Origin of the sequence: Janthinobacterium sp. 78, from assembly GCF_003096775.1 — a bacterium.
Lineage (GTDB): Bacteria > Pseudomonadota > Gammaproteobacteria > Burkholderiales > Burkholderiaceae_D > Janthinobacterium > Janthinobacterium tructae.
Genome location: NZ_QENT01000001.1, coordinates 1291445 through 1315337, shown reverse-complemented (window position 1 = coordinate 1315337; position 23893 = coordinate 1291445). Strand labels below are relative to the sequence as shown.

Here is a 23893-nt window from a genome sequence, read left to right as displayed (position 1 = left end):
GATTATATCCAGTTGCGGCGTGGAATGCTGACCGGCAAAGAAATGCTAGGGATGCTCACTTTCCACATGCACGGCCTCGCGCCGCACCAGGTAGATGCCGCTGGCGATAATGATCGCCGCGCCAAGCAAGGTATAGCGATCCGGCAGCACCTGCCACAGCAGCCAGTCTATCGCCACGCCCCAGGCCAGCGCCGTGTACTCGAACGGCGCCACGATTGACGCCTTGCCGGTGCTGAAGGCCTTGGTGATCGCCAACTGCCCGAAGAAGCCTGACAGCGCCAGCACCATCAAGGTCGAGCCATGTTCGGCACGCACAGGCACCCAGATATTCCACGCCAGCGTTACTGCGCCAATCGACATCAGCGTCAGCAGCCAGAACATCATCGCCTCGGTGCTGTCGGTGCGCGCCAGCACGCGCGCGCTGATGGCCGACACGGCGTAGCAGGCAGCTGCCACCAGAATCGCCAGCCCGCCCAGCGACAGGAAGCCGGTGCCTTCGGGGCGCAGCACCACCAGCACGCCCAGCAGGCCGACGCCAATCGCCACCCACTGCCCGCGGCCCACGTGCTCCTTCAGCACCCACACCGACAGCGCCGTGATCAAAGCCGGCGCGATGAAGAAGATCGAATATGCCTCGGCCAGCGACAGCGACTTCAGCCCGAAGGCAAAGGTGGTCAGCATGGCGATGCCGAGTGCGGCGCGCAACAGGTGCATTGGCCAGCGTATGCGGAAGATGCCCTTGAACGCACCGCGGTACAGCATGTAGCCGCACAGCAGTGGCAACGAACTGAGCGAGCGCATCGCCGTGACCTGCGTGGCGGGATAATGGGCAGACAGCAGCTTCATGGCGGTATCCATGCACGAGAACATGGCGACCGCAATCAACATCGCATAGATGCTGTGCAGATTTTCTTGACGAGAAGACAGGGAAAGCTCCTTGACGACAGGCCCGGGGCGGACCACTGGGAACGTCATTATGGCGACGTCCGGAGCCAGCACAGCGGAGGCGCTGCCGGGATTGATTATAGCAAGCCGGCCAGCTCATCAGGGGCGACGACGAAAACAGTGCCTGGATCAAGTACTGCCGCAATCGCGGCGGCGGTGCCTGAAATGCTTGATCTACGTCATCGTTTTTTTAAAAGATGTATGTAAAATCCTTGTTTATAATTTTGCAACGATGGAGAACGAGAGATGGACAGCAAGAAGATAGATACCACCAACGACACGCAGTCGAGCCGCCGCGGCTTTCTCGGCAAGAGCGCCGCGCTGGGCCTGGCTGGCGTCACGCTGGGCCTGGCCGGCTGCAAGGAGGAAGTTGCCGCCGGCGGCAAGAGCGCTGCCGCACCGGCCGCACACCATGGCACCGAGATCGCGCCAGGCCAGCTGGACGACTACTATGCTTTCATCAGTTCCGGCCATTCGGGCGAAGCGCGGGTGCTCGGCCTGCCTTCCGGGCGCACGCTCAAGCGCATCCCGGTGTTCAACGTCGATTGCATGGTCGGCTGGGGTATTACCAATGAATCGAAAGCCATCATCGGCACCAAGCCCGACGGCACGCTGAAATACATCACCGGCGACACCCACCACGTCCACGGCAGCTACAAGAACGGCACGTATGACGGCCGCTGGCTGTTCATCAACGACAAGCTGCATTCACGCGTGGCGCGCATCCGCATGGACACCATGGAATGCGACAAGATCACCGAACTGCCGAATGTGGCCGGCTTCCACGGCCTGTTCCCTGACAAGCGCGATCCGGTCGACCAGAAGATTGACTACACCACCCGCGTGTTCTGCGGCGCCGAATTCCATATCCCGCTGCCGAACGACGGCCGCGACCTGGACAATCCGGACAAGTGGGGTGCGTTGTTCAGCTGCGTCAGCGCAGAGACCATGGAAGTGATGTGGCAGGTGCGCGTTGACGGCAATATGGATCTGTGCGCCACCTCGTACGACGGCAAGCTGGCCGCCTGCAACCAGTACAACGTGGAAAACGCCGCCGACCTGAACGGCATGATGGCGGCCGAGCGCGATGCCTGCGTGTTCCTGCATATCGAACGCGTCGAGGCCCTGGTCAAGGCAGGCAAGTTCACCACCATCGGCAGTTCCAAGGTCCCCGTGGTCGATGGCCGCAAGGCTGCCAACGCCGATCCGAAAAGCGCGATCTCGCTGTACGTCCCGGTCAGCAAGAACCCGCATGGCGTCAACGCCAGCCCGGACGGAAAATACTTCGTCTGCTCCGGCAAGCTGTCGCCGACCGCCACCGTGATTGAATTGAGCAAGGTGCTGCAGTGGTTCGACGGTAACGTCAAGGATCCGCGCGACACCGTGGTGGCCGAACCGGAAATCGGCCTCGGCCCGCTGCACACCGCCTTCGACGGCAGGGGCAACGCCTATACCTCGCTGTTCCTCGACAGCCAAGCCGTCAAATGGAATGTGGATGCAGCCATTGCCCAGTTCAAGGGCGACAAAAACGCCAAGGTCATCATCGAGAAGCTGGACGTGCACTACCAGCCGGGCCACAATTACTCATCGATGGGTGAGACCAGGGAAGCTGACGGCAAATACCTCAACTCCGGCAACAAGTTCTCCAAGGACCGCTTCCTGCCAGTCGGCCCGCTGCATCCTGAAACCGAACAGTTGGTGGACATCAGCGGCGCCAGCATGAAGCTGATAGCCGATCACACTGCCTACCCGGAACCGCACGATGGCATTATCGTGCGCCGCGACGTGGTCAAGACGCGCCAGATCCACACCATGACCGACTTCCCGAATGCCGTCACGCCGGAAAACGCCGGCATCGAGCGCAAGGGCAACAAGGTGCATGTGCGTCTGATGTCGCAAGCGCCGGCGTTCAGCATGCCGGTCATCAAGGTCAAAAAAGGCGATGAAGTCACGCTCACCCTGACCAACTACGACAAGGTCGAAGATTTGACCCACGGTTGCGCCATCCCGACCTACAACATCAACTTTATCGTCAATCCGCAGGAAACCAAGTCGGTCACTTTCAAGGCCGATCACGCCGGTGCGTTCTGGTTGTATTGCACGCACTTCTGCCACGCCCTGCATCTGGAAATGCGTAGCCGTTTCCTGGTTGAAGCCTGAGTTGTCCCGCAAGTCCATGCCGGCTGATGCGTCAGCCGGCATGGCATATTCTCATGACGACTACTTTAAAAACCTTGTTCAATTCGCTGACGTCGTGCTTGATGTTACTGGCTATGCTGGCGCCGCCCATCGCCGCCGCCAACATCTACGACGCTGAACTTTCCTCCGAACTGTTGCACGGCGCCGACCTGTGCGCGCATGCCGCCTGCCGCGACGTGATGCCGCAAGCGCAGCGCTTCTCGCAGCGCATGGGTTCTCCACGCTATGTGCAAGCGCTGGACGCTGGCGGCAAGCTCGTTGGCTACGTTTTCCTGTCAACCGACGTGGTGGACATTCCCGCCTATTCCGGCAAGCCAGTCATTACACTGATCGGCATGGACACCGCAGGCATCATTACCGGCGTGCGCGTGATCAAGCATTCCGAACCGATCCTGCTGGCCGGCATACCGGAATCGGCGCTGCTCAAGTTCATCGGACAATATGTCGGCCTGCGCGGTGACGCCAGGCTGGAAATTGGCCGTGGCGGCGATGGCAGCGTAGGATTGGACGCGATCAGCGGCGCCACCGTGACGGCCATCGCCGAGAACCAGGTAATTTCCCGCAGCGCCTATGAGATCGGCCGCCAGGTCGGCATCTTCACTGCGGCGGCGCGGCCGCCAGCCCGCTTCACGCCGCTCGACGAGCGCCTCAACTGGGGCAAGCTGGCCGACGAGGGCTCGGTCGGCCGCCTGACGATCACCGCGCGCGAAGTCGGCGCCGACAGCGCACGCGGCGACTACATCGATCTCTACTTCGGCTACCTCAACACGCCGACGCTGGGCAACAGCCTGCTGGGCGAGGACAACTACCAGCGCCTGATGCGCGACCTCAAGCCGGACGAGCATGCGATCTTCGTCATCGCCATCGGCCAGACCTCGTTCAAGGGCTCGGGCTTTGTGCGCGGCGGCATCTACGACCGCATCCAGGTGCGGCAAGATCCTGAAACCTACACCTTCCGCGATACCGACTATCTCAATCTGTATCACCTGCAGCCCGGCGATGTGCCCCAATACCGCGAATCGGGCATCTTCATCGTCCGCTCGAAACACTTCAATCCGGCGTGGCCTTGGACGCTGACGCTGCTGGTCAATCAGTTGGACGCCAAGGGCGCCAAGACCTTCACCCACTACGACCAGACATACTGGCTGCCGGCCCGCTATCTGGAAGGCGGCCATCCGAAAGTGGTGACGGCGCGCCCGGCGTGGCAAAACATCTGGCTGGACCGGATTGCGCAAATCGGCTTCTTCGTCGCCACCCTGTTGTTTACCGCCATCTGGTACGCACGACGCGACCGGCTGGTGCGTGCATCGACGCGCAAGCACAAGCCTTTGATCAGCTGGCCGCGGCTGGTGCTGTGGCTCATCAGCGCCGGCTTCATCGGTTTCTACCTGAAGGCACAGCCCAGCATCACGCAGATCATGACCTGGCTCCATTCGCTGATCCATCAATGGCGCTGGGAGCTGTTCCTGTCCGATCCGTTCATCTTTTTGTTCTGGTGGTTCATCATCATCACGGTGCTGATCTGGGGACGCGGCCTGTTCTGCGGCTGGTTATGTCCATTCGGCTCGCTGCAGCACCTGATGCTGAAACTCGGTTCCGCCATCGGCCTGAAACGCTGGCAGAAACTGCTGCCGAAACCACTGCACGACAAGCTGCGCTGGCTGAAGTACGCCATCTTCTTCGGCCTGATCGGCGTATCCCTGTTCTCAATGGAGACGGCCGAACATCTGGCCGAAATCGAACCCTTCAAGACCACTTTCCTGGTCGGCGTATGGAACCGCAGCTGGCCATTCTGGCTCTTTATCGGCGCCATTCTTGGCCTGTCGCTGTTCAGCGAACGCCCCTACTGCAAATACCTGTGCCCGATGGGCGCGGGTCTGGCGCTGCCCGGCAAGTTCCGTCTGTTCGGTCTGAAGCGCAAGGCAGAATGCACCAGCTGCCACGCCTGCGCCGCCGGTTGCGGCTCGCACGCCATCGACAGCCAAGGCAAAATCGATCAGATGGAATGCATGCTGTGCCTGGACTGCATGGTGATGTACTACGACGATCACGCCTGTCCACCCCTGGTGAAAGAGCGCAAGCGGCGCGCTGCCAAGGGCGAAGCGCTGACGCGTATCGGCGCCGACGGCTACTTCCTTACGCTCGACAGCTTGCGCTCAACGCTGCCGTCGCAAGGCAAGGAAGACGCATGATGCTGGCGCCTTCCGCCCTGCTGGCGCTGATGCGCGCGCTGGTGCTGGCACTCATACTGGCCGGCTATGGGCCGAGCCTGGCCGCCGCCGTGCTGGAAGTGGCGCCGGGCACGTCGATCAATGCGGCCATCGCCAGTGCGCAGAAAGGCGACACACTGCTGATCGCACCCGGCAGGTATAACGAACACGTGCTGGTCGACAAGGCGCTGACGCTGCAAGGGCGCAGCCATCCCACCATCAGCGGCCGAGGACACGGCGACACCATCCGCATCACCGCCCCCGACGTCACCCTGATCGGCCTGATCGTGATCGACAGCGGCGCGGACCTCACTGCGCAGAACGCCGGCATTTATATCGTGCCTGGCGCGCATCGCGTACAGATCAACAACTGTCGACTGGTCGCCAACCTGTTCGGCATCTGGCTGCAAGGCGTTGACGATGCGCTCTTGCTGAACAACACCATCACCGGCCGGCGCGACCTGCAATCGGCGCAGCGCGGCAATGGCATCCAGGTGTACGACACGCGCGGAGCGCGCGTCACCGGCAACGAAATCAGCGACACGCGCGACGGCATCTATGTCGACGTTTCGCGCGACGCGCAATTTCGCCACAACCGCATCCACCATGTTCGCTACGGCACGCACTACATGAACACCCACCACAGTACCTGGGAAGACAACGAGGTATATCTGAGCCGGGCCGGGCTGGCGCTGATGGAGGTGCGCAGCCTGACCGTGCGCCGCAATATCGCGTGGGGCAATACCGATCACGGCATCATGCTGCGCACCATCCAGGACTCGCTGATCGAAGACAACGTGGTGGCCGGCAACGACCGTGGTTTTTTCATCTATGACGCCGAGTACAACACGCTGCGCCACAACCTGATCATCAATAACCGCACCGGCGTGCACCTGTCGGCCGGCTCGTCGAACAACCAAGTCGATGGCAACGACTTCATCGGCAACCAGGAGCAGGTGCGCTTTGTTGCCGCGCGCGATGTCGAATGGGGCAAACAGGAAGGCAACTACTGGAGCAATTACAACGGCTGGGACCAGAACGGCGACGGCCAGGGTGACGTGGCGTATGAAGCGAACGACCTGGTTGACCGTCTGAACTGGCAATACCCGCTGCTCAAGCTGCTCGGCGCCAGCCCCGCGCTGCAGACGCTGCGCTTTGCCGCGCGTCAGTTTCCGCTGCTGCGCGCGCCAAGCGTAGTCGACCGCCATCCGCGCATGCGCCCGCTCTCACAGAATTGGAAGAAATGGAATGACATCGCTCCCCGCATCGAATACAACTGAAGCCGCCGTCAGCCTGCGCGGCATCCGGCATCGCTACGGCGCGCTCACGGTGCTGCAGGACGTCAGCTTTGACATCGCCCATGGCGCCATGTTCGGCCTGATCGGCCACAATGGCGCCGGCAAGAGCACGCTATTCAAGCTGATGCTCGGTCTGATCACGCCCTGCGCCGGCACGCTGCACGTACTGGGCCAGAACGCGGCCGAACCTGCCTTTCGCCAGACGCGCCGGCGCGTCGGCTATCTGCCGGAAAGTTTTCTCACCTACGATAACCTGAGTGGCCAGGAAGTACTGCACTTTTTTGCGGACTTGAAGCACATTGCGCGCGCTGCTTGCGCACCGTTGCTCGACCTGGTGGGCCTGACGCATGCCGCCGCGCGGCCGGTACAGGCGTACTCCAAGGGCATGCGCCAGCGGCTCGGCCTGGCGCAGGCTCTGCTGGGCGAGCCGGACCTGATCTTCCTCGATGAGCCCACCAACGGATTGGACCCGCAAGGCATCGCCGACTTTTACGCCATCTTGCGCACCGCGCAGGAACGCGGCGCCACGATCGTCATCACCTCGCACATCCTGGCAGAGATCGAGCACCGGGTCGACCAGCTGCTCATCATGCAAGGCGGCACGGTGGCCGCGCAAGGCACGCTGAGGCAGCTGCGGACGGGTACCCATGCGCCCCGGATGCTGACCATTACCGCCACGATTGCGCCTGCGCTGCAGGCGGGCGTGCGCGTGGCGCTGGCCGCGTTGCCGCTGGAGCTGGCGCTGGCGCTGGAGGTGCATGGCGAACAGCTGCACGTGCGCTGCGCCAGGGCCGACAAGATGGCGGTGCTGCGCCAGTTGGCTGCTTGCGCCGACGACATCGCGATTCAGGAATCGACACTGGAACAAGTATTTCTCGGCTACGGAGGCACCCATGCGCGCACGCATTGAATGGCGCCAGGTCGGCGTGCTGGCCGCAAAAGAATGGCGTGACCGGCTGCGCAACCGCTGGGTGCTGGCCGTGGCGCTGGTGTTTGCCTTCTTCGCGCTGGCCATCGCCTACTTCGGCGCAGCCCAGCAGGGACAGGTTGGTTTCCACGGCATCGACGCCACTATCGCCAGCCTGTCCAGCCTGGTGATCTATCTGGTGCCGCTGATCGCGCTGATACTCGGCTATGACGCGATTGTCGGCGAGCGTGAGCGCGGCACGCTGGAACTACTGCTGTCGATGCCGGTGACGCCGCTGGAAGTGCTGCTCGGAAAATATCTCGGCCTGGCGGCGGCGCTCACCAGCGCCACTGCGATCGGCTTTGGCGCCGGCCTGCTGCCGCTGTTCTCGCAACTGACTGTGGCCGAAGGCTGGCGCTACGCCCAATTCGTCGCCAGCGCCGTGCTGATGGGACTGGCCTTCCTCAGCATTGCCATGCTGGTATCGGTCAGCACCCGCGACCGCGTCCGCGCCAGCGGCATTGCACTGGCGCTGTGGTTCCTGTTCGTGCTGGTGTTCGACTTGCTGCTGATGGGGGTGATGGTGCTCAGCCAGGGCCAGCTCGGTAGCGGCCTGTTCGCCGCCATGCTGATGCTGAACCCGGCCGACGTATTTCGCCTGCTGAACGTGTTCAGCTCGGACCAGGCGCAAGCCATGTATGGCCTGGCCACCGTGATGCCGCAAGGCTGGACCCACCCGGCGCTGCTGTCGGGCGTGATGCTGGCCTGGATTTTTTTACCGTTTTCTATCGCACTCAGGAGATTTTCATGACTATTTTCCACCTGCGCAGGAGCGCGCTGGCCACACTGGCCACCCTTGCGCTGGCCGCCTGCACGTACAGCGCCACCAACCTGCCAGCCATTGATCCGTCCGACGAAGCCGCGTGTGCGCTGGACGGCATGCTGCTGCGCGACTTCCCTGGGCCGAAAGCGCAGGTTCGCTTCGCCGACGGCAAGACCAGCTACTTCTGTGACGTAAAAGAACTGCTCGGCGAAATGCTGGCGCCGGAACAGCGTCGCGCCACCAGCGCCTTCTACGTGCAGGACATGGGCAGCGCCAACTGGCAACAGCCGCAAGGCCACTGGATCGGGGCACACGACGCGCTCTATGTATTAGGCAGCAAGGCGCAGGGCTCGATGGGCCCGGCCATCGCCTCGTTCAGCCGGCAGGTAGACGCGGAAGCGTTTGTTCGCAAGGAAGGCGGCCGCGTGCTGCGCTTCAAGCAGATCACGCCGGCCCTGCTGAACGAAGCCAGCGGCGCCATGCCGACGCACGCCATGGCGCATTGAAGCACCACCGCCTGGGCCGGCATTGCCGTTCGGCGGAAAGCGCCGGTCCGTTTTTACCCCGGCATTTGCCGACTTACTTTTGAAAAGAGACAGACCATGAAGAAACTACTTGCACTGGCAGCAATGCTGGCAGCCATCACCTCTGCCACCAGCGCCGCCGCTGCGCCGGACGCCGCCAAGGTTGAGAAAACCTACTCCACCACCTGCCTGGCCTGCCACGGCAGCGGCATCATGGGCGCGCCCAAGGTTGGCGACAAGGCGGGGTGGAAACCGCGTATCGCCAAAGGCAAGCCGGCGCTGTACCTGAGCGCCATCAACGGCGTGAAAATGATGCCGCCACGCGGCGGCAATCCAGGCCTGAAGGATGATGAAATGAAAGCACTGGTCGACTACATGGTCGCCAAGAGCAATTAAGACTGCTGGCCGCCGCCTGCGCGCGGCGGCCACACCCGGAGACATACCATGTTCACCCGCACGCTGCTGGCGCTACTGCTGTTCCTGACTGCCTGTTCCGGCGAGGAACGCCTCTACAAAACCCGGGGCCACGTGTTCGGCACCACGGTCGACATCACCATCTACGGTGGTTCGCAGCAGCGCGCCGACCTGCTTGGCGCCGAGGTATTGAGAGAATTCGATCGCCTGCACCGTAAATTCCACGCGTGGGAGCCAAGCATGCTCACCGCCCTCAACGACAGCATCGCCAAAGGCGAGCCAATGCGCGCCGACGCTGAAATGGTCGGCCTGCTAAAATCGGCCGAGAAGCTGTCAGTGCGTTCCGGCCTGCTGTTCAACCCCACCATTGGGCATCTGATCAGGCTGTGGGGCTTTCAGAAAAACGACATCGGCGCGCAGGGACCGCCGGCCGCCGAGATCAAGCGCTGGGTCGACGCGCGGCCATCGCTGTCCGACCTGCGCTACAACGGCAACATCATCAGCAGCGTCAACCCTGCCGTCATGATCGACCTCGGCGGCTACGCCAAAGGTTACGCGCTCGACCGTGCCGCCGCGCTGCTGCGCGAAGCGCACGTCAAGGCGGCGCTGGTCAACATCGGTGGCAACGTCATCGCCATCGGCCAGCCCGGTGATCGACCGTGGCAGGTCGGCATCCGCGATCCGCGTGGCGCCGGGACAGTTGCGCAGATCGCTTTGCGCGACAACGAAGCGATCGGCACCAGCGGTGATTATGAACGCTACTTCATGAAGGACGGCAAGCGCCGCCCGCACATCATCGACCCGCGCAGCGGCTACCCGATCGATCTGGTCGCTTCGGTCACCATCATCGCCAGCGGCGGCCGCGACCCTGGCCTGCGCTCGGACGGCCACTCCAAACCGCTGTTCATCACCGGCCCCCGAGACTGGCAAGCGATGGCGGAAAAACTCGACCTGAAAGAAGTGCTGATGGTTGACGCCCAGCGCAATGTCCACATGACAGCAGCCATGCAAGCGCGCATTGCAGGTGCAGAGCGGCACGAGCACGCCGGGACCTGGCAAGCACGCGAGTGACGTCTACGACACCGGCAACAGCATCACCAGTTTCAAGTCGTGCTGGCGTGCCAGGTGCAAGGTCACCTGATTGAACTCCAGCAGCCCCTGCTGCGCATGCTGGAAGCGGCGCAATCCCCCATCGCGGCCCTGCACCTGCTGCGCGCCCCACCACTGGCGAAATTCGAGGCTGGCGCCGGCCAGTTCCGCGATCAGGCCGGCCAGCGGTGCCTGGTCCGCCTGGCGGCCGATATCGGCGCGGAATTCCGCCACCAGCCGCTGCGCCCGTTCGGGCCAGCCGACGACCAGCGCGCGCGCCCCCGCCTCCAGGAACATGAAGCGCAGCTGGTTCGGTGCAGCCGCGTCGTCATGCAGCCAGCCCGTGAACAAGGCGGACGCCGCCCCGTTCCACGCCACGGCATTCCATGCGCGGTCGAGGAAATATGCAGGCGCGTCGATGGCGGCGACGATGGCGGCCAGCTCGGCGGCTGCCGGCCCTCCGCCCTCGCCTGTGCCATGGCTGGGATCATGCTTGTCGGCCACCTCGAACAGATAGGCGCGCTCGGCCGCGCTCAGCTGCAGCACCTGCGCCAGACGGGCCAGCATCTTGGCCGACGCCGACACGGGCCGCCCCTGCTCCAGCCACGTCAGCCAGGTGGGACTGACATCGCACAGCTGCGCCAGTTCTTCGCGCCGCAAGCCTGGCGTGCGACGGCGCCCACCTCCAGGCAAGCCGGCCATGGCGGGGGGGACGGCTTCGCGCCGGGCGCGGATGAATTCAGCGAGCTTGTTCGACATCAGATACCTGCATGGTAGTAGATATACCAGTATAAGTTATGGTCTTGTTACAGGATAATTTTATCCCTATTCTGCAGGAACTCACCCATCAACAGGAGAAAACCATGCAGCAGCACGATGTCGTTACCGAACAGTTTGGCAAGACGGCGAATGCCTACCTGAGCAGCGCGGTACACGCGCAAGGCGCCGACCTGGTGCTGATGCAGGAATGCGCGCGCCGCCATGGCAAACCGGTGGTGCTGGACCTGGGCTGCGGCGCCGGCCACGCCAGCTTCGCCGTCGCTCCTGTGGCGCAATCGGTCATCGCGTATGACCTGGCGCAGCCCATGCTCGACGTGGTCGACTGCGCCAGTGTGCAGCGCGGCTTGCACAACATCCGCACGCAACAGGGCGATGTGGCCCGTTTGCCGTTTGCCGACGCCAGCTTCGACATGGTCGTCACGCGCTTTTCCGCGCACCACTGGAACGACGTGGCGGGCGCGCTGGCGGAGGCCTGGCGCGTGCTGCGCCCGAATGGCACCTTATTAGTCGTCGACATCGTCGCACCGAAAACGGCCCTGTACGACAGCACCCTGCAAGCGGTGGAAATGCTGCGCGACGCGTCGCACGTGCGCGACTACCGCAGCTGCGAGTGGGGCGCCAAGTTCGATAACGCGGGCTTTACGCACAGCTTGCGCAGCGTATGGAAGCTGACGATGCAGTTCGACGAGTGGGTGGCGCGCATGCGCACGCCGAACGAGCGCGTCGCGGCCATCCGCAACCTGTTCGATGGCGCACCCGAAGAAGCGCGCAGATATTTTGCGCTGCAGGACGATTATTCGTTCAGCATCGATGCGGCCATGTTCGAGGCGACGAAACCGTCGGTGCAATAAAAAAACGGCGCCGATGGCGCCGTTTTTATTGCGTAGGTTGGATTAGCGCGTAGCGCGTAATCCAACAATGCCAGAGCAAACGCGGTGCGAACGCAGCTCGTCGGCTTACGCTGCGCTAAGCCGACCTACGCCGACCTACGCCGACCTGCACAGGCCCACCCAAGCCACACTCTGCTTAGGCCAACTGGCTCAGCAAGGTTTCCGCATTCGACACTTCAAACTTGCCGCCCTGCTCGACGTTCAATTGCGTCACGACGCCATTGTCGACCAGCATCGAGTAGCGCTGCGAGCGCGTGCCCATGCCGTGCTTGGAGAAATCGGCGTCCAGGCCCAGGGCCTTGCTGTAGGCGGCATTGCCGTCAGCCATCATGCGTACCACGCCGGTGGCTTTCTGGTCGCGGCCCCAGGCGCCCATCACGAACGCGTCGTTGACGGAGATGCACCAGATTTCATCGACGCCTTTGGCTTTCAGGTCGGCAGCGTGCTGCACGTAGCCTGGCACGTGCTGTGCGGAGCAGGTCGGGGTGTAGGCGCCTGGCAGGCCGAAGATGGCGATCTTCTTGCCCTTGACCAGATCTTGCACGTTGAACGTGTTCGGGCCCAGTGCGCAACCTTCGGTTTCGCTTTCGATGAATTCGGCCAGGGTGCCTTCTGGCAGGGTGTCGCCGATCTTGATGGTCATGTTGACTCCTTGTGTACTGTCGGTTGAGGATGCTGCCGGCATGATGCCGACACTGCGCAATAGTATGCCTGACTTGCCGTATTTGTGCAGAAAGTGGCCGCAAAGGCAAAGGCAAAAGTCAAAAAACGGCAAAAAAACGGCGACCCTCAGGCCGCCGTCATCGTTACTGACATCAGATCACCTTTTCCATATTGAAGCGCATGAAAAATGCTCAGGGCAAGGCGCATGGCCGAAGACAGTACGAATGTACGGCAAGGCTATGCAACGCCGCCATGGGCTTTTTTCACTGCGCTTAATCGGCTTGTTTGCGCAGGAAGGCTGGAATGTCGTACGTCTCCATGCCATTCTTTTCCATCGCGCGCACCTGCTCGGAAGCCGATTCGCGGCGCCATACTGCCGGCGCCTTTATGCCGTCGAAACCGGCTGCCGGCGTAGCCACGCCAACCGTCGTCGTCGCCGCTTGCGCGCTACCCATGGCAGCCGACGGGATCAAAGGGCTGTTGTGGGTGCCGGTGCGCAGCACTTGCTGCGGTACCAGCTGGATGTTTTTCTTCGCGCGGCCCAGACCCGTGGCCACCACGGTAACGCGGATGTCGTCGCCCATGGCGTCGTCGTAGGCGATACCTTGCGCGATCGACGCGTCCGGCGCGGCAAACGCGCGCACGGCAGCCATGACTTCCTTGATCTCTTTACCTTTCAAGCCACGGCTGGCCGTGACGTTGACCAGCACGCCGCGCGCGCCAGACAGGTCGATGCCATCGAGCAGCGGCGAAGCGACAGCCTGTTCGGCGGCGATGCGCGCGCGGTCGACGCCGGAAGCGGTCGCCGTGCCCATCATGGCCTTGCCCTGCTCGCCCATGATGGTTTTCACGTCGTTGAAGTCGACGTTGATGTGGCCCGGCACGTTGATGATCTCGGCAATGCCGGCCACCGCGTTGTTGAGCACATCATCGGCGTGCTGCATCCATTCCAGCATGCTTTCGTCTTCGTAGATCTCTTCCAGTTTTTCATTCAGGATGATGATCAGCGAATCGACGTGCAAGGAGAGCTGCTCCAGGCCTTCGTCGGCGATGTCCATGCACTTCTGGCCTTCGTACGAGAAGGGCTTCGATACCACGGCGACCGTCAGCGCGCCCAGTTCCTTGGCCACTTCGGCCACGATAGGAGCGGCGCCCGTGCCCGTGCCGCCGCCCATGCCGGCAGCGATGAAGACCATGTGCGCGCCGCGCAGCGCGTCGGCGATGCGCGCGCGCGATTCCTCGGCCAGCTGGCGGCCGACGGCAGGCTTCATGCCTGCGCCCAGGCCGGTATCGCCGATCTGGATGATGTTGTGCGCCTTCGATGTCGACAGGGCCTGTGCGTCGGTGTTGGCGGCAATGAACTCCACACCCGACATGCCTTTGTTGATCATGTGTTGGACTGCATTGCCACCCGCACCGCCGACGCCGACGACCTTGATGACGGTACCTATAGCTGTGTTATCGACCATATCGAACTCCATGATGTGCTCCTATCAGATGCGGTTTCCAAGCGCCAGGCCTCATATTGGTAGGAGAACTGGAGATTGAAAACTGCGGTTAAATATAAAATAAAGTTATGTGTGTGTACCTGCGATGCTGCCAAAAAACCTGTGCTGCCGGGCTTGAAGTACGCCCTTAAAAATTACCTAAAAACCATTCCTTCATGCGCTGCCAGACTGCCTTCACCGAGCCGTCCTGACGCGTCACAATGTGGCCGCGCAGGTATTGCTTCTTCGCTTCAAGCAGCAGGCCCAATACCGTGGCATAGCGCGGACTGCGCACCACGTCGGCCAGCTGGCCCCGATACTCGGGCGTGCCCAGGCGCGCCGGTTTCAGGAAAATGTCTTCCGCCATTTCCACCATGCCGGGCATGATGGAAGTGCCGCCCGTGAGCACGATGCCCGACGACAGCACGCCTTCATAACCGGATTCGCGCACCACCTGGTGCACCATCGCGAACAGCTCCTCGACGCGCGGCTCGATCACTGCCGCCAGCGCCTGGCGCGACAGGTTGCGCGGGCCGCGGTCGCCCAGGCCAGGCACTTCCAGCGATTCGCCAGGGTCGGCCAGGACCTGCTTGGCCACGCCATAGCGGATCTTGATTTCTTCCGCTTCCGCGGTCGGGGTACGCAAGGCCATGGCGATGTCGTTGGTGATCTGGTCGCCGGCGATGGGAATGACTGCCGTATGGCGGATCGCGCCATCGGAAAATACCGCCACATCGGTCGTGCCGCCGCCGATGTCGATCAGCACCACGCCCAGCTCCTTCTCGTCGGGCGTGAGCACCGCATCGGCCGAAGCCATCGGCTGCAGGATCAGGTCCGACACTTCCAGGCCGCAGCGGCGCACGCACTTGACGATGTTCTGCACTGCCGACACGGCGCCGGTGACGATATGCACCTTCACCTCCAGGCGGATGCCGCTCATGCCGATAGGCTCGCGCACATCTTCCTGGCTGTCGACGATGAACTCTTGCGGCACCGTGTGCAGCAATTGCTGATCGGTCGGAATGTTAACCGCTTTTGCCGTCTCGATGACGCGCGCCACGTCGGTGGCCGTCACTTCCTTGTCCTTGATGGCCACCATGCCGCTGGAATTGAAGCTGCGGATATGGCTGCCCGCAATGCCCGCGTACACATTGCGGATCTTGCAGTCAGCCATCAGCTCGGCCTCTTCCAGCGCGCGCTGGATGGATTCCACCGTGGCCTCGATATTCACCACCACGCCCTTTTTCAGGCCCTTCGATTCGTGCTGGCCCAGCCCGATCACTTCGTGGCGTCCGTCGGACATCACTTCGGCTACCACCGCCACCACTTTCGAGGTGCCGATGTCGAGGCCGACGATCAGGTTTTTCGCGTCTTTTGTCATTTCTGTCGCCTAGTTTTTTGGGCTATTGTTAAATTGATTATTCGGTTAAGTCGGTTTTTTAATCGGACTGCCATTTTTCTTCCTGATCGCTGGCGCCGGCCTGCCATCCTTGCCTTCGGCCGGTATCACCAGGCCGGCGGAACTGAGCGCCAGGCCATTCTGGTAGCGCATATCGATCGTGTCGATATTCTCCAGCCGGCTCGCCAGCTGCGGGTAGATGCCCACCAGCCGGTCGACCCGTGCCTTCAGGGTCGTATGATTCTGCTCGCGCCCCAGCGCCACACTCATGCCGTTATCCAGTTTCACCGTCCACGCATAGCGGCTCGACAGCGACAGCGATTCGGGCACCATCTTCAAAGGTGAAAACCACTTTGCCAGCTGCACATAGGTGGCGAGTACTTCCTTCTCGCTGCCATCGGGGCCGGCGAAGGCGGGCAATTCATGGTCGTCTTCGGCTTCGGCCACATTCGCCGTAAACACGTCGCCCTTGACCGACAGCAAACGCCCGTCCTCGCCCCAGGTACCCAGCGCTTCGTGTTCCTCCAGCGCCACGATCAGCTGGTTCGGCCACTCGCGCCGCACGCTGGCACGGCGCACCCAGGGCACCGATTCGAACACGCCACGCACGCTTTCCAGATTGGTCGTGAAAAAATTGCCCTTGATGCGGCCCAACGTGCCGCTGCGCAGGGTCAGGTAATTCACGTGACGCAGGCCCTTGTCGTCCGCGCTTTCCACCTTGATCGTGCGCAGGTCGAACATGGGACGCTGCGACACCCACCAGACGCCGGCGGCCACGCACACGACCAGCACCGCGGCCAGCAAGCCGTTGGCAGTCGTATTGAGGCTTTTAGCGTCATGCCACATATCAGCGCTGTCCCTTGTGCATTTTCAGACGCGCGCCGGCGACGATTTCCAGGCACAGGTCTTCATAGCTGATGCCCACCGCGCGCGCCGCCATCGGCACGAGCGAATGCCCCGTCATGCCGGGCGAGGTATTGACTTCCAGCAGGAACAGCTTGCTGTCGGCCGCGCGCATCAGCACATCGACCCGCCCCCAGCCTTCGCAACCGAGGGCACGGTAGGCAGCTACGGCGATGCGCTCCATTTCCGCCACGATCGCCTGGTCCAGCTGCGGCGGACAAAAATACTGCGTATCGTCCGTGAAGTACTTGTTCTGGTAATCGTAATTGCCTTGCGGCGCGACGATTTCAATCGGCGGCAGTGCGCGCGCCGTGGCGCCCTGGCCCAGGATCGCGACGGTAAATTCGCGGCCCTTGATGAATTCCTCGGCCAGCACCGAATCATCGAGACCGGCGGCGATATCGTAGGCCGCCTGGAAGGCCGATGCTTCGTTGACGGTCGTGATGCCGATGCTCGAACCCTCATGCGGCGGCTTGACGATCAGCGGCAAGCCCAGTTCAGCCGCCACCTTGGCCAGGTCGGAGCTGTCATCGAGCACCGCGTACTGCGGCGTCGGCAACTGGTGCATCAGCCAGATCATCTTGGTATAGACCTTGTCCATGCCCACCGCGCACGCCATCACGCCGCTACCCGTGTAAGGGATGCCCAGCTGCTCGAGCGCGCCCTGCAGGCTGCCGTCTTCGCCGAAACGGCCATGCAGCGCGATGAAGACGCGGTCGAATTGCTCGGCAGCCAGTTCGGCCAGGCTGCGTTCACCCGTGTCGAACGCATGCGCGTCCACGCCACGGCTTTTCAGAGCGGCAAGTACGCCCGCGCCGGACATCAGCGACACTTCGCGCTCGGCCGAGCTGCCGCCGAACAGGACGCCGACTTTGCCCAATTGTTTAACGTCGATAGCTGAAGCTTGGTTCACGTCAGGCCTTTGCAGTGTGAGATTGATACGTTGTCAGTTGTTGCGGGATGCCGCTGATCGAGCCGGCTCCCATGGTCAGCACGACGTCACCGTCGCGCGCCACGCTCATGATGGTGTCGGCCATGTCCGTCATGGACTCGACGAAAATCGGTTCGATCTTGCCGCGCGCGCGCAGCGCATGCGCCAGGGCGCGGCCGTCGGCGGCGACGATAGGCGCTTCGCCTGCCGCATACACTTCGGACAGTAGCAGCACGTCGGGCGCACCGAGCACCTTGACGAAATCCTCGAACAGGTCGCGCGTGCGGCTGTAGCGGTGCGGCTGGAAAGCCAGCACCAGGCGACGGCCAGGATAGGCGGCGCGCGCAGCGGCCAGGGTCACTTCCGTTTCCACCGGATGGTGGCCGAAATCGTCGACCAGCGCAAAGGTGCCGCCGTTCGGCAGCGCCACGTCGCCATAGCGCGTGAAGCGGCGGCCCACGCCGGAAAACTCGGCCAGGCCTTGCTGGGTGGCGCTGTCGGCGATGCCGATTTCGCGCGCGATGGCGATCGCCGAGCAGGCATTTTGCACATTGTGCATGCCAGGCTGGTTCAGCACCACGTCGAGATCAGGATAGCCTTCCTGCAGCACCGTGAAATGCATTTCCAGTCCCACGGCGCGCGCGTTGATGGCGCGCACTTCGGCGTCCTGCGCGAAGCCATAGGTGGTGACCGGCTTGGTCACGAACGGGATGATGGCGCGTACGTGCGGATCGTCGATGCACAGCATGGCGCGGCCATAGAAAGGCAGACGGTGCGTGAACTGCACGAAGGCCTGCTTGAGCTTTTCGAAATCGTGCTCGTAGGTGTCCATGTGATCGGCGTCGATATTCGTGATCACCTCGATCATCGGCGTCAGGTTCAGGAACGAAGCGTCCGACTCATCGGCTTCGGCCACCAGGTAGTCGCCCGAACCGAGCTTGGCGTTCGCGCCGGCGCTGGTCAAACGGCCGCCGATCACGAAAGTAGGATCGAGGCCGCCCTGCGCCAGCACCGAAGCGACCAGACTGGTCGTCGTCGTCTTGCCGTGCGTGCCGGCAATCGCGATGCCGCGTTTCAGGCGCATCAATTCACCGAGCATCACGGCGCGCGGCACCAGCGGGATCTTGCGCGCACGCGCTGCCACCACTTCCGGATTGTCTTGCGGGACGGCGCCCGAGGTCACGACCGCATCGGCGTCGCCGATATTCTCGGCCGCGTGGCCGAGCATGACAGTCGCGCCCAGGCTCGCCAGGCGCTGCGTCGCCGCATTGCTGCCCAGGTCGGAGCCCGACACCTTGTAGCCCAGGTTGACCAGCACTTCGGCGATGCCGCTCATGCCGCTGCCGCCGATGCCGACAAAGTGGATATTGTTTACTTTATGCTTCACAGAGCTAACCTCATGCCAGTTTTTCCAATACGTGTGCGATCGCCTCATTGGCGTCGCGCTTGCCTGCTGCCAGTGCCGCCTGCGCCATGTGCTGGCAGGTATCGCGCGTCAAGGACGCCAGCAGGGTGCTCAGCGACGCCGCACTCATTTCCGTCTGCGGCAGATGAATCGCCGCGCCTTGTTTGGCCATCCATTGCGCGTTATCGCGCTGGTGACTGGTGGTCGACGCCACCAGCGGCACGAGCACGCTGGCCACGCCGGCCGCCGTCAATTCCGACAGGGTGATCGCGCCAGCGCGGCAAATCACCAGGTCGGCCTCGGTATACGCCTTGGCCATGTCGTCGATGAAGTCGACCACATTGGCTTGCACGCCCGCCTGCGCATACGCGGCATGCAGGGCGTCGATATTCTTCTTGCCCGACTGGTGCGTCACCAGCGGACGTTCTCCCTCCGGCATCAGGGCCAGCGCGGCAGGCAAATTGTCGTTCAGCGCTTTCGCACCCAGGCTGCCGCCCACCACCAGGATGCGCAACGGCCCGCTGCGGTCCGCAAAGCGGAGCGCCGGCGGCGCCATGGCGAGGATCTCGGCGCGCACGGGATTGCCCGTGACGACGGCCTTGCCGGCGGCGCTGCCAAAATCGGCGGGAAAGCCGAAGCACACCTTTTGTGCCAGCGGCACCAAGGTCTTGTTCGACAGCAGCAGCGCCGCATCCGCATTGACCAGCACCAGCGGCACGCCCTTCAGGCGCGCCATCAGGCCGCCCGGCACGGTCACGTAGCCACCCATGCCCATCACCACGTCCGGCTTGCGGCTGGCGATGAAACGGCGGATGGCAAAAAAACTCGCCAGCATCTTGAAGCCGCCTTTGACCGTATGCGCCAGGCCCTTGCCGCGCATGCCGGAAAATGCGATGGCGTCCATGGGAATGCCGCTCTTCGGCACCAGTTCCTGCTCCATGCCATGGGTCGTGCCCAGCCAGCTCACTTCCCAGCCGCGCGCGCGCATGGTCTGCGCAATCGCCAGACCCGGGAAAATATGGCCGCCGGTGCCGGCCGCCATGATCATCAGTCTTTTCGTCGTTTTCAAGTTCGTCACGTTGTTCATAGCCGGCCTCCGCGCATCAGGATCCGGTTTTCGTAATCGATGCGCAGCAAAATCGCCAGGCCGATACAGTTAATCAGTACGCCCGTGCCGCCATAACTCATCAGGGGCAAAGTCAAGCCCTTGGTCGGCAGCAGGCCCAGGTTCACGCCCATGTTGATGAAGGTCTGCACGCCGATCCAGATGGCGATGCCTTTCGCCGTCAGACCCGCGAAGGTCTGGTCGATGGCGATCGCCTGGCGGCCGATATCGAACGCGCGCTTGATAATCCAGTAGAACATGCCGATCACGATCAGCACGCCCACCAGGCCCAGTTCCTCGCCGATCACGGCCAGCAAGAAGTCCGTATGCGCTTCGGGCAGGTAGTGCAGCTTTTCCACGCTACCGCCCAGGCCCACGCCAAACAGTTCGCCGCGCCCGAAGGCGATCAGCGAGTGCGTCAGCTGGTAAGCCTTGTTCAGCGCATTGTCTTCCTGCCAAGGATCGAGATACGCAAAAAACCGCTCGCGGCGGAATTTCGACAAAGCGATGATGGTGACGAAGATCGCCGTCAGCATGGCGCCGATGCCGCCGAACCAGATGGCGTTGACGCCGCCCAGGAACAGGATACCCATGGCGATGCAGACGATCACGCCGAACGCGCCCAGGTCGGGCTCCATCAGCAGCAGCAGGCCGACGAAGCTCACAGCCAGCGCCATCGGCATGAAACCCTTGGTCAGCTTGTGCATGTATTCCTGCTTGCGCACGGTGTAATCGGCAGCGTACAGCACCATCACCACCTTCATCAGCTCGGACGGCTGCGGCCGCAGGCCCGGCAGGTTCAGCCAGCGGCGGCCACCGTTGACCGACACGCCCAGGCCCGGTATCAGCACCATCACCAGCAGCACCAGGGTGCCGATGAACAGCCACGGCGCCATCTTTTGCCAGGTAGCGACGCGGATGCGGAACACCAGCGCGGCGGCGATGATCGATATACCGATGAACAAGGCCTGGCGTACGACAAAATAATTGTTGGTGTAGGCGGCGAACTTGCGCGCGTCCGACAGCGAGATCGAGGCCGAATACACCATCACCATGCCCAGCAACATGAGCAGCAGGACGACCCACACCAGCGGCTTGTCATAGTCCATCATCTTCGATTGCCGCGCGCGGCTATCCAGCGGCTTGGCAGCCGAGCCGGAACCAAAGCTGAAGGGCAGTTGGAAGGCCATCAGATATCCTGTCCGTTTTCCAGCGCGATGTCGCGCACGGCGTCGACAAATACCTGCGCGCGGTGCGCATAGTTCTTGAACATGTCCAGGCTGGCGCAGGCGGGCGACAGCAGCACGGCATCGCCGGCCAGCGCCAGGCTGCTGGCGCGCTTGACGGCTTCCGGCAAGGTGGCGCAGTCGATAACGTCCACGCCAGCCGGCGCCAGAGCAGCACGCAGCGCTGGCGCATCGCGGCCGATCAGCACCACGGCACGCACGTAGCGCGACACGGGTTCAGCCAACGGCGAGAAGTCCTGCCCCTTGCCGTCACCGCCGGCGATCAGCACCAAACGCTGTTGCGCACCGCCAAACGCCTTGCCCAGGCCGAACAACGCAGCCACTGTCGCGCCCACGTTGGTGCCCTTGCTGTCGTCGTAGTACTCGACTTCACCCACGGCCGTGATCAGTTCCACCCGGTGCGGCTCGCCCTGATACTCGCGCAAGCCATGCAGCAGCGGTGCGAACGGCAGGCCGATGGCGCGGCACAGGGCCAGCGCCGCCAGCGCGTTCGAGGCATTGTGCTGGCCGCGGATTTTCAGCGCATCAGCCGGCATCAGTTTCTTCGCCATCGTCGGCACCGGTTCCGGCGCCGGATCGTTCTTCCTGCGTTTTTTCTCGATGACTTCTTCGCTGGGCACGGCTTGCGCCAGCCAGAAGATGCCGCGTTCATTGACCAGGCCAAAGCTGTCCACGTCAAGCGGCTCGCCGGTGCCGAAGGTGATCGTCGCGGCCAGCGGATCGGCCATGTGCATAACTAACGCATCGTCGCGGTTCAGGACGCGCACGGTCTGGTCGCCGAAGATGCGTGCCTTGTCGCTCGCATAGGAGGCCATGTCGCCATGCCAGTCCAGGTGATCCTGCGACAGATTCAGAACCGTGGCCGCATCGGCCTGCAGGCTGAACGTCGTGTGCAGCTGGAAGCTGGACAACTCCAAAATCCACGCCTGCGGCAAGCTGCTGGCGACGGCTTGCGCGGCTTCGTCCTCTTCTTCAACGGCGACGGGCGCAGGCTCGGCATCGAGCACCTCGCGCAGCACGTCCAGCGCGGCCGGGCTGATATTGCCGGCCACGCGCGTGGCCAGGCCGGCGCGTTCGCACAGCAAGCCCACCAGGCTGGTGACCGTCGTCTTGCCGTTGGTGCCCGTGATGGCGATGACTTTCGGCGCATAGCCGCGTTCCGCCTTGAGTGCGGCCAAGGCTTGCGCGAACAGTTCGATCTCGCCCCACACGGGGATATTTTTCTCCGCAGCGGCAGGTGCAATCAGCGCCAGTTCGCGGCCCGGCGCCAGGCCGGGGCTGACGGCGACAAAATCGACGCCATCGAGCAGCTCGGCCGTGAAGGCGCCGGCGATGAACTGCGCCTGCGGCACGGCGGCCTGCAGCGCGGCCAGGCGCTCGGGGGTTTGCCTTGTATCGGCCACGCGGACTAGCGCACCGCTGCGGGCCAGCCACAGGGCCATGGCCAGGCCCGACTCCCCAAGGCCCAGTACCAGTGCGGTTTTAGCGTCGTACATCATCAGCGCAGCTTCAAGGTGGTCAGGCCGAGCAGCACCAGCATCATGGTGATGATCCAGAAACGCACGACAACCTGCGTCTCTTTCCAGCCTTTTTGTTCAAAATGGTGATGCAGTGGCGCCATCAGGAAAACGCGGCGGCCCGCGCCATAGCGCTTCTTGGTGTACTTGAACCAGACGACCTGGATAATCACGGACAGCGTTTCGACGACGAAAATGCCGCCCATGATGAACAGGACGATTTCCTGGCGCACGATGACGGCCACGGTGCCCAGCGCGCCGCCCAAGGCCAGTGCGCCCACGTCGCCCATGAACACTTTCGCGGGGTGCGTGTTATACCAGAGGAAGGCCAGGCCGGAACCGGCCAGCGCGCCGCAAAAGATCACCAGTTCGCCGGCGCCTGGAATGTGCGGGATGAACAGGTAGCGCGCATAGGTCGCGTTACCCGTCAGGTAGGCGAACAGGCCCAGGGCCGTGCCCACCATCACGGTCGGCATGATGGCCAGGCCATCGAGGCCATCGGTGAAATTGACGGCGTTGCTGGTGCCGACGATGACGCAGTAGGTCAGCGCGATGAAGCCCCACACGCCCAGCGGATAGCTGATGGTTTTAAAGAAGGGCACGATCAAATCGGCTTTCGGCGGCAGGTCCATGGCGAAGCCGGACTGCACCCAGGCGTAGATCAAATTCCACACGTGGCCCGCGTCGGGTTCCGATACGGAGACAGAAAACGCCAGGTAGAAGGCGGCGACGATGCCGATCAGCGACTGCCAGAAGTATTTTTCGCGCGAGCGCATGCCTTCCGGGTCCTGGTGCACCACCTTGCGGTAGTCGTCGGCCCAGCCGACGGCGCCAAAACCGAGCGTGACGATCAGGACGGGCCAGATGAAGCGGTTCGACAGGTCGGCCCACAGCAGGGTGGAAATGCCGATGGCGATCAGGATCAGCACGCCGCCCATTGTGGGCGTGCCGTGTTTTTTCAAGTGCGTCTGCGGGCCGTCCGTGCGCACGGCCTGGCCGACCTTCATGCGCGTGAGCATGCGGATCACGGCAGGACCGGCGCACAGGCCGATCAAAATCGCCGTCAGCGTGGCAAAGACGGCGCGGAAAGTGATGAAGTTAAAGACCCGCAGTGGGCCAATGTCGTCCTGGAAATAATGAGCGAGCCAGAGCAGCAT

Annotated in this window: 21 protein-coding genes; 9 read left to right on the top strand and 12 right to left on the bottom strand. The window is 62.9% G+C overall.

The window, feature by feature from the left end:
- Positions 1 to 45: 45 nt before the first annotated feature.
- Positions 46 to 888 carry a DMT family transporter gene (locus tag C8C92_RS05830; RefSeq protein WP_116743245.1) on the bottom strand — a complete coding sequence of 281 codons (843 nt, stop codon included), beginning with the start codon at positions 886 to 888 and terminating at the stop codon, positions 46 to 48.
- A 303-nt stretch (positions 889 to 1191) separates the two neighbouring features.
- Between C8C92_RS05830 and nosZ the strand changes: the two genes are divergently transcribed.
- The 8 genes from nosZ (at position 1192) to C8C92_RS05790 (ending at position 10391) form a co-directional block, all read left to right on the top strand.
- Entirely contained in the window at positions 1192 to 3105 is a 1914-nt protein-coding gene (gene nosZ / locus C8C92_RS05825) for a TAT-dependent nitrous-oxide reductase (RefSeq protein WP_116743244.1), read from the top strand.
- Positions 3106 to 3158: 53 nt separating this feature from the next.
- Positions 3159 to 5336, top strand: a complete 2178-nt coding sequence (locus tag C8C92_RS05820; RefSeq protein ID WP_116743243.1) for a NosR/NirI family protein — start codon at positions 3159 to 3161, stop codon at positions 5334 to 5336.
- Positions 5337 to 5365: 29 nt separating this feature from the next.
- Positions 5366 to 6634, top strand: coding sequence for a nitrous oxide reductase family maturation protein NosD (locus tag C8C92_RS05815; RefSeq protein ID WP_099764282.1), 1269 nt, complete (start codon positions 5366 to 5368; stop codon positions 6632 to 6634).
- Positions 6603 to 7562 carry an ABC transporter ATP-binding protein gene (locus C8C92_RS05810; RefSeq protein ID WP_099760589.1) on the top strand — a complete coding sequence of 320 codons (960 nt, stop codon included), beginning with the start codon at positions 6603 to 6605 and terminating at the stop codon, positions 7560 to 7562. Before C8C92_RS05815 ends, C8C92_RS05810 begins: the two co-directional genes overlap by 32 nt.
- Positions 7546 to 8370 (top strand): ABC transporter permease subunit, encoded by an 825-nt coding sequence (locus C8C92_RS05805; RefSeq protein WP_207780972.1) that lies wholly within the window; start codon positions 7546 to 7548, stop codon positions 8368 to 8370. Before C8C92_RS05810 ends, C8C92_RS05805 begins: the two co-directional genes overlap by 17 nt.
- Positions 8367 to 8888 carry a nitrous oxide reductase accessory protein NosL gene (locus C8C92_RS05800; RefSeq protein WP_099760590.1) on the top strand — a complete coding sequence of 174 codons (522 nt, stop codon included), beginning with the start codon at positions 8367 to 8369 and terminating at the stop codon, positions 8886 to 8888. The genes C8C92_RS05805 and C8C92_RS05800 overlap by 4 nt, the downstream gene beginning before the upstream one ends.
- A 96-nt stretch (positions 8889 to 8984) precedes the next feature.
- The gene (locus C8C92_RS05795) at positions 8985 to 9302 is read left to right on the top strand and encodes a c-type cytochrome (protein ID WP_099760591.1); all 318 of its coding nucleotides are present in this window, start codon (positions 8985 to 8987) and stop codon (positions 9300 to 9302) included.
- A gap of 48 nt (positions 9303 to 9350) precedes the next feature.
- Positions 9351 to 10391, top strand: a complete 1041-nt coding sequence (locus C8C92_RS05790; protein WP_099760592.1) for an FAD:protein FMN transferase — start codon at positions 9351 to 9353, stop codon at positions 10389 to 10391.
- Positions 10392 to 10394: 3 nt separating this feature from the next.
- Here C8C92_RS05790 and C8C92_RS05785 read toward each other — a convergent pair whose 3' ends face one another.
- Positions 10395 to 11168, bottom strand: a complete 774-nt coding sequence (locus tag C8C92_RS05785; protein ID WP_116743242.1) for a helix-turn-helix transcriptional regulator — start codon at positions 11166 to 11168, stop codon at positions 10395 to 10397.
- Between the two features lie 104 nt (positions 11169 to 11272).
- Here C8C92_RS05785 and C8C92_RS05780 point away from each other — a divergent pair, with 104 nt between their 5' ends.
- On the top strand, positions 11273 to 12040 hold the full coding sequence (locus C8C92_RS05780) for a class I SAM-dependent methyltransferase (RefSeq protein WP_099760594.1): 768 nt from the start codon (positions 11273 to 11275) through the stop codon (positions 12038 to 12040).
- Positions 12041 to 12215: 175 nt separating this feature from the next.
- Here the strand turns inward: C8C92_RS05780 and C8C92_RS05775 are convergent, their stop codons facing one another.
- The 10 genes from C8C92_RS05775 to mraY form a co-directional block, all read right to left on the bottom strand.
- Positions 12216 to 12722 carry a peroxiredoxin gene (locus C8C92_RS05775; protein WP_116743241.1) on the bottom strand — a complete coding sequence of 169 codons (507 nt, stop codon included), beginning with the start codon at positions 12720 to 12722 and terminating at the stop codon, positions 12216 to 12218.
- A 292-nt stretch (positions 12723 to 13014) separates the two neighbouring features.
- Entirely contained in the window at positions 13015 to 14223 is a 1209-nt protein-coding gene (gene ftsZ, locus C8C92_RS05770) for a cell division protein FtsZ (protein ID WP_116743240.1), read from the bottom strand.
- Between the two features lie 154 nt (positions 14224 to 14377).
- Positions 14378 to 15610 (bottom strand): cell division protein FtsA, encoded by a 1233-nt coding sequence (gene ftsA, locus C8C92_RS05765; protein ID WP_010394955.1) that lies wholly within the window; start codon positions 15608 to 15610, stop codon positions 14378 to 14380.
- A gap of 45 nt (positions 15611 to 15655) precedes the next feature.
- A complete protein-coding gene (locus C8C92_RS05760) occupies positions 15656 to 16474 on the bottom strand; it encodes a cell division protein FtsQ/DivIB (RefSeq protein ID WP_116743239.1) in 819 nt (272 codons plus the stop codon).
- Position 16475: 1 nt separating this feature from the next.
- Complete coding sequence (locus C8C92_RS05755) at positions 16476 to 17444, bottom strand: D-alanine--D-alanine ligase (protein ID WP_116743238.1); 969 nt, start codon at positions 17442 to 17444, stop codon at positions 16476 to 16478.
- 1 nt (position 17445) lies between these two features.
- Positions 17446 to 18849, bottom strand: a complete 1404-nt coding sequence (gene murC / locus C8C92_RS05750) for a UDP-N-acetylmuramate--L-alanine ligase (protein WP_116743237.1) — start codon at positions 18847 to 18849, stop codon at positions 17446 to 17448.
- Between the two features lie 10 nt (positions 18850 to 18859).
- Complete coding sequence (gene murG / locus C8C92_RS05745; RefSeq protein WP_116743236.1) at positions 18860 to 19954, bottom strand: undecaprenyldiphospho-muramoylpentapeptide beta-N-acetylglucosaminyltransferase; 1095 nt, start codon at positions 19952 to 19954, stop codon at positions 18860 to 18862.
- Positions 19951 to 21162 (bottom strand): putative lipid II flippase FtsW, encoded by a 1212-nt coding sequence (ftsW, locus tag C8C92_RS05740; RefSeq protein WP_099760600.1) that lies wholly within the window; start codon positions 21160 to 21162, stop codon positions 19951 to 19953. Before ftsW ends, murG begins: the two co-directional genes overlap by 4 nt.
- The gene (murD, locus tag C8C92_RS05735; RefSeq protein ID WP_116743235.1) at positions 21162 to 22718 is read right to left on the bottom strand and encodes a UDP-N-acetylmuramoyl-L-alanine--D-glutamate ligase; all 1557 of its coding nucleotides are present in this window, start codon (positions 22716 to 22718) and stop codon (positions 21162 to 21164) included. The genes ftsW and murD overlap by 1 nt, the downstream gene beginning before the upstream one ends.
- A complete protein-coding gene (gene mraY, locus C8C92_RS05730; RefSeq protein ID WP_071079386.1) occupies positions 22718 to 23893 on the bottom strand; it encodes a phospho-N-acetylmuramoyl-pentapeptide-transferase in 1176 nt (391 codons plus the stop codon). Before mraY ends, murD begins: the two co-directional genes overlap by 1 nt.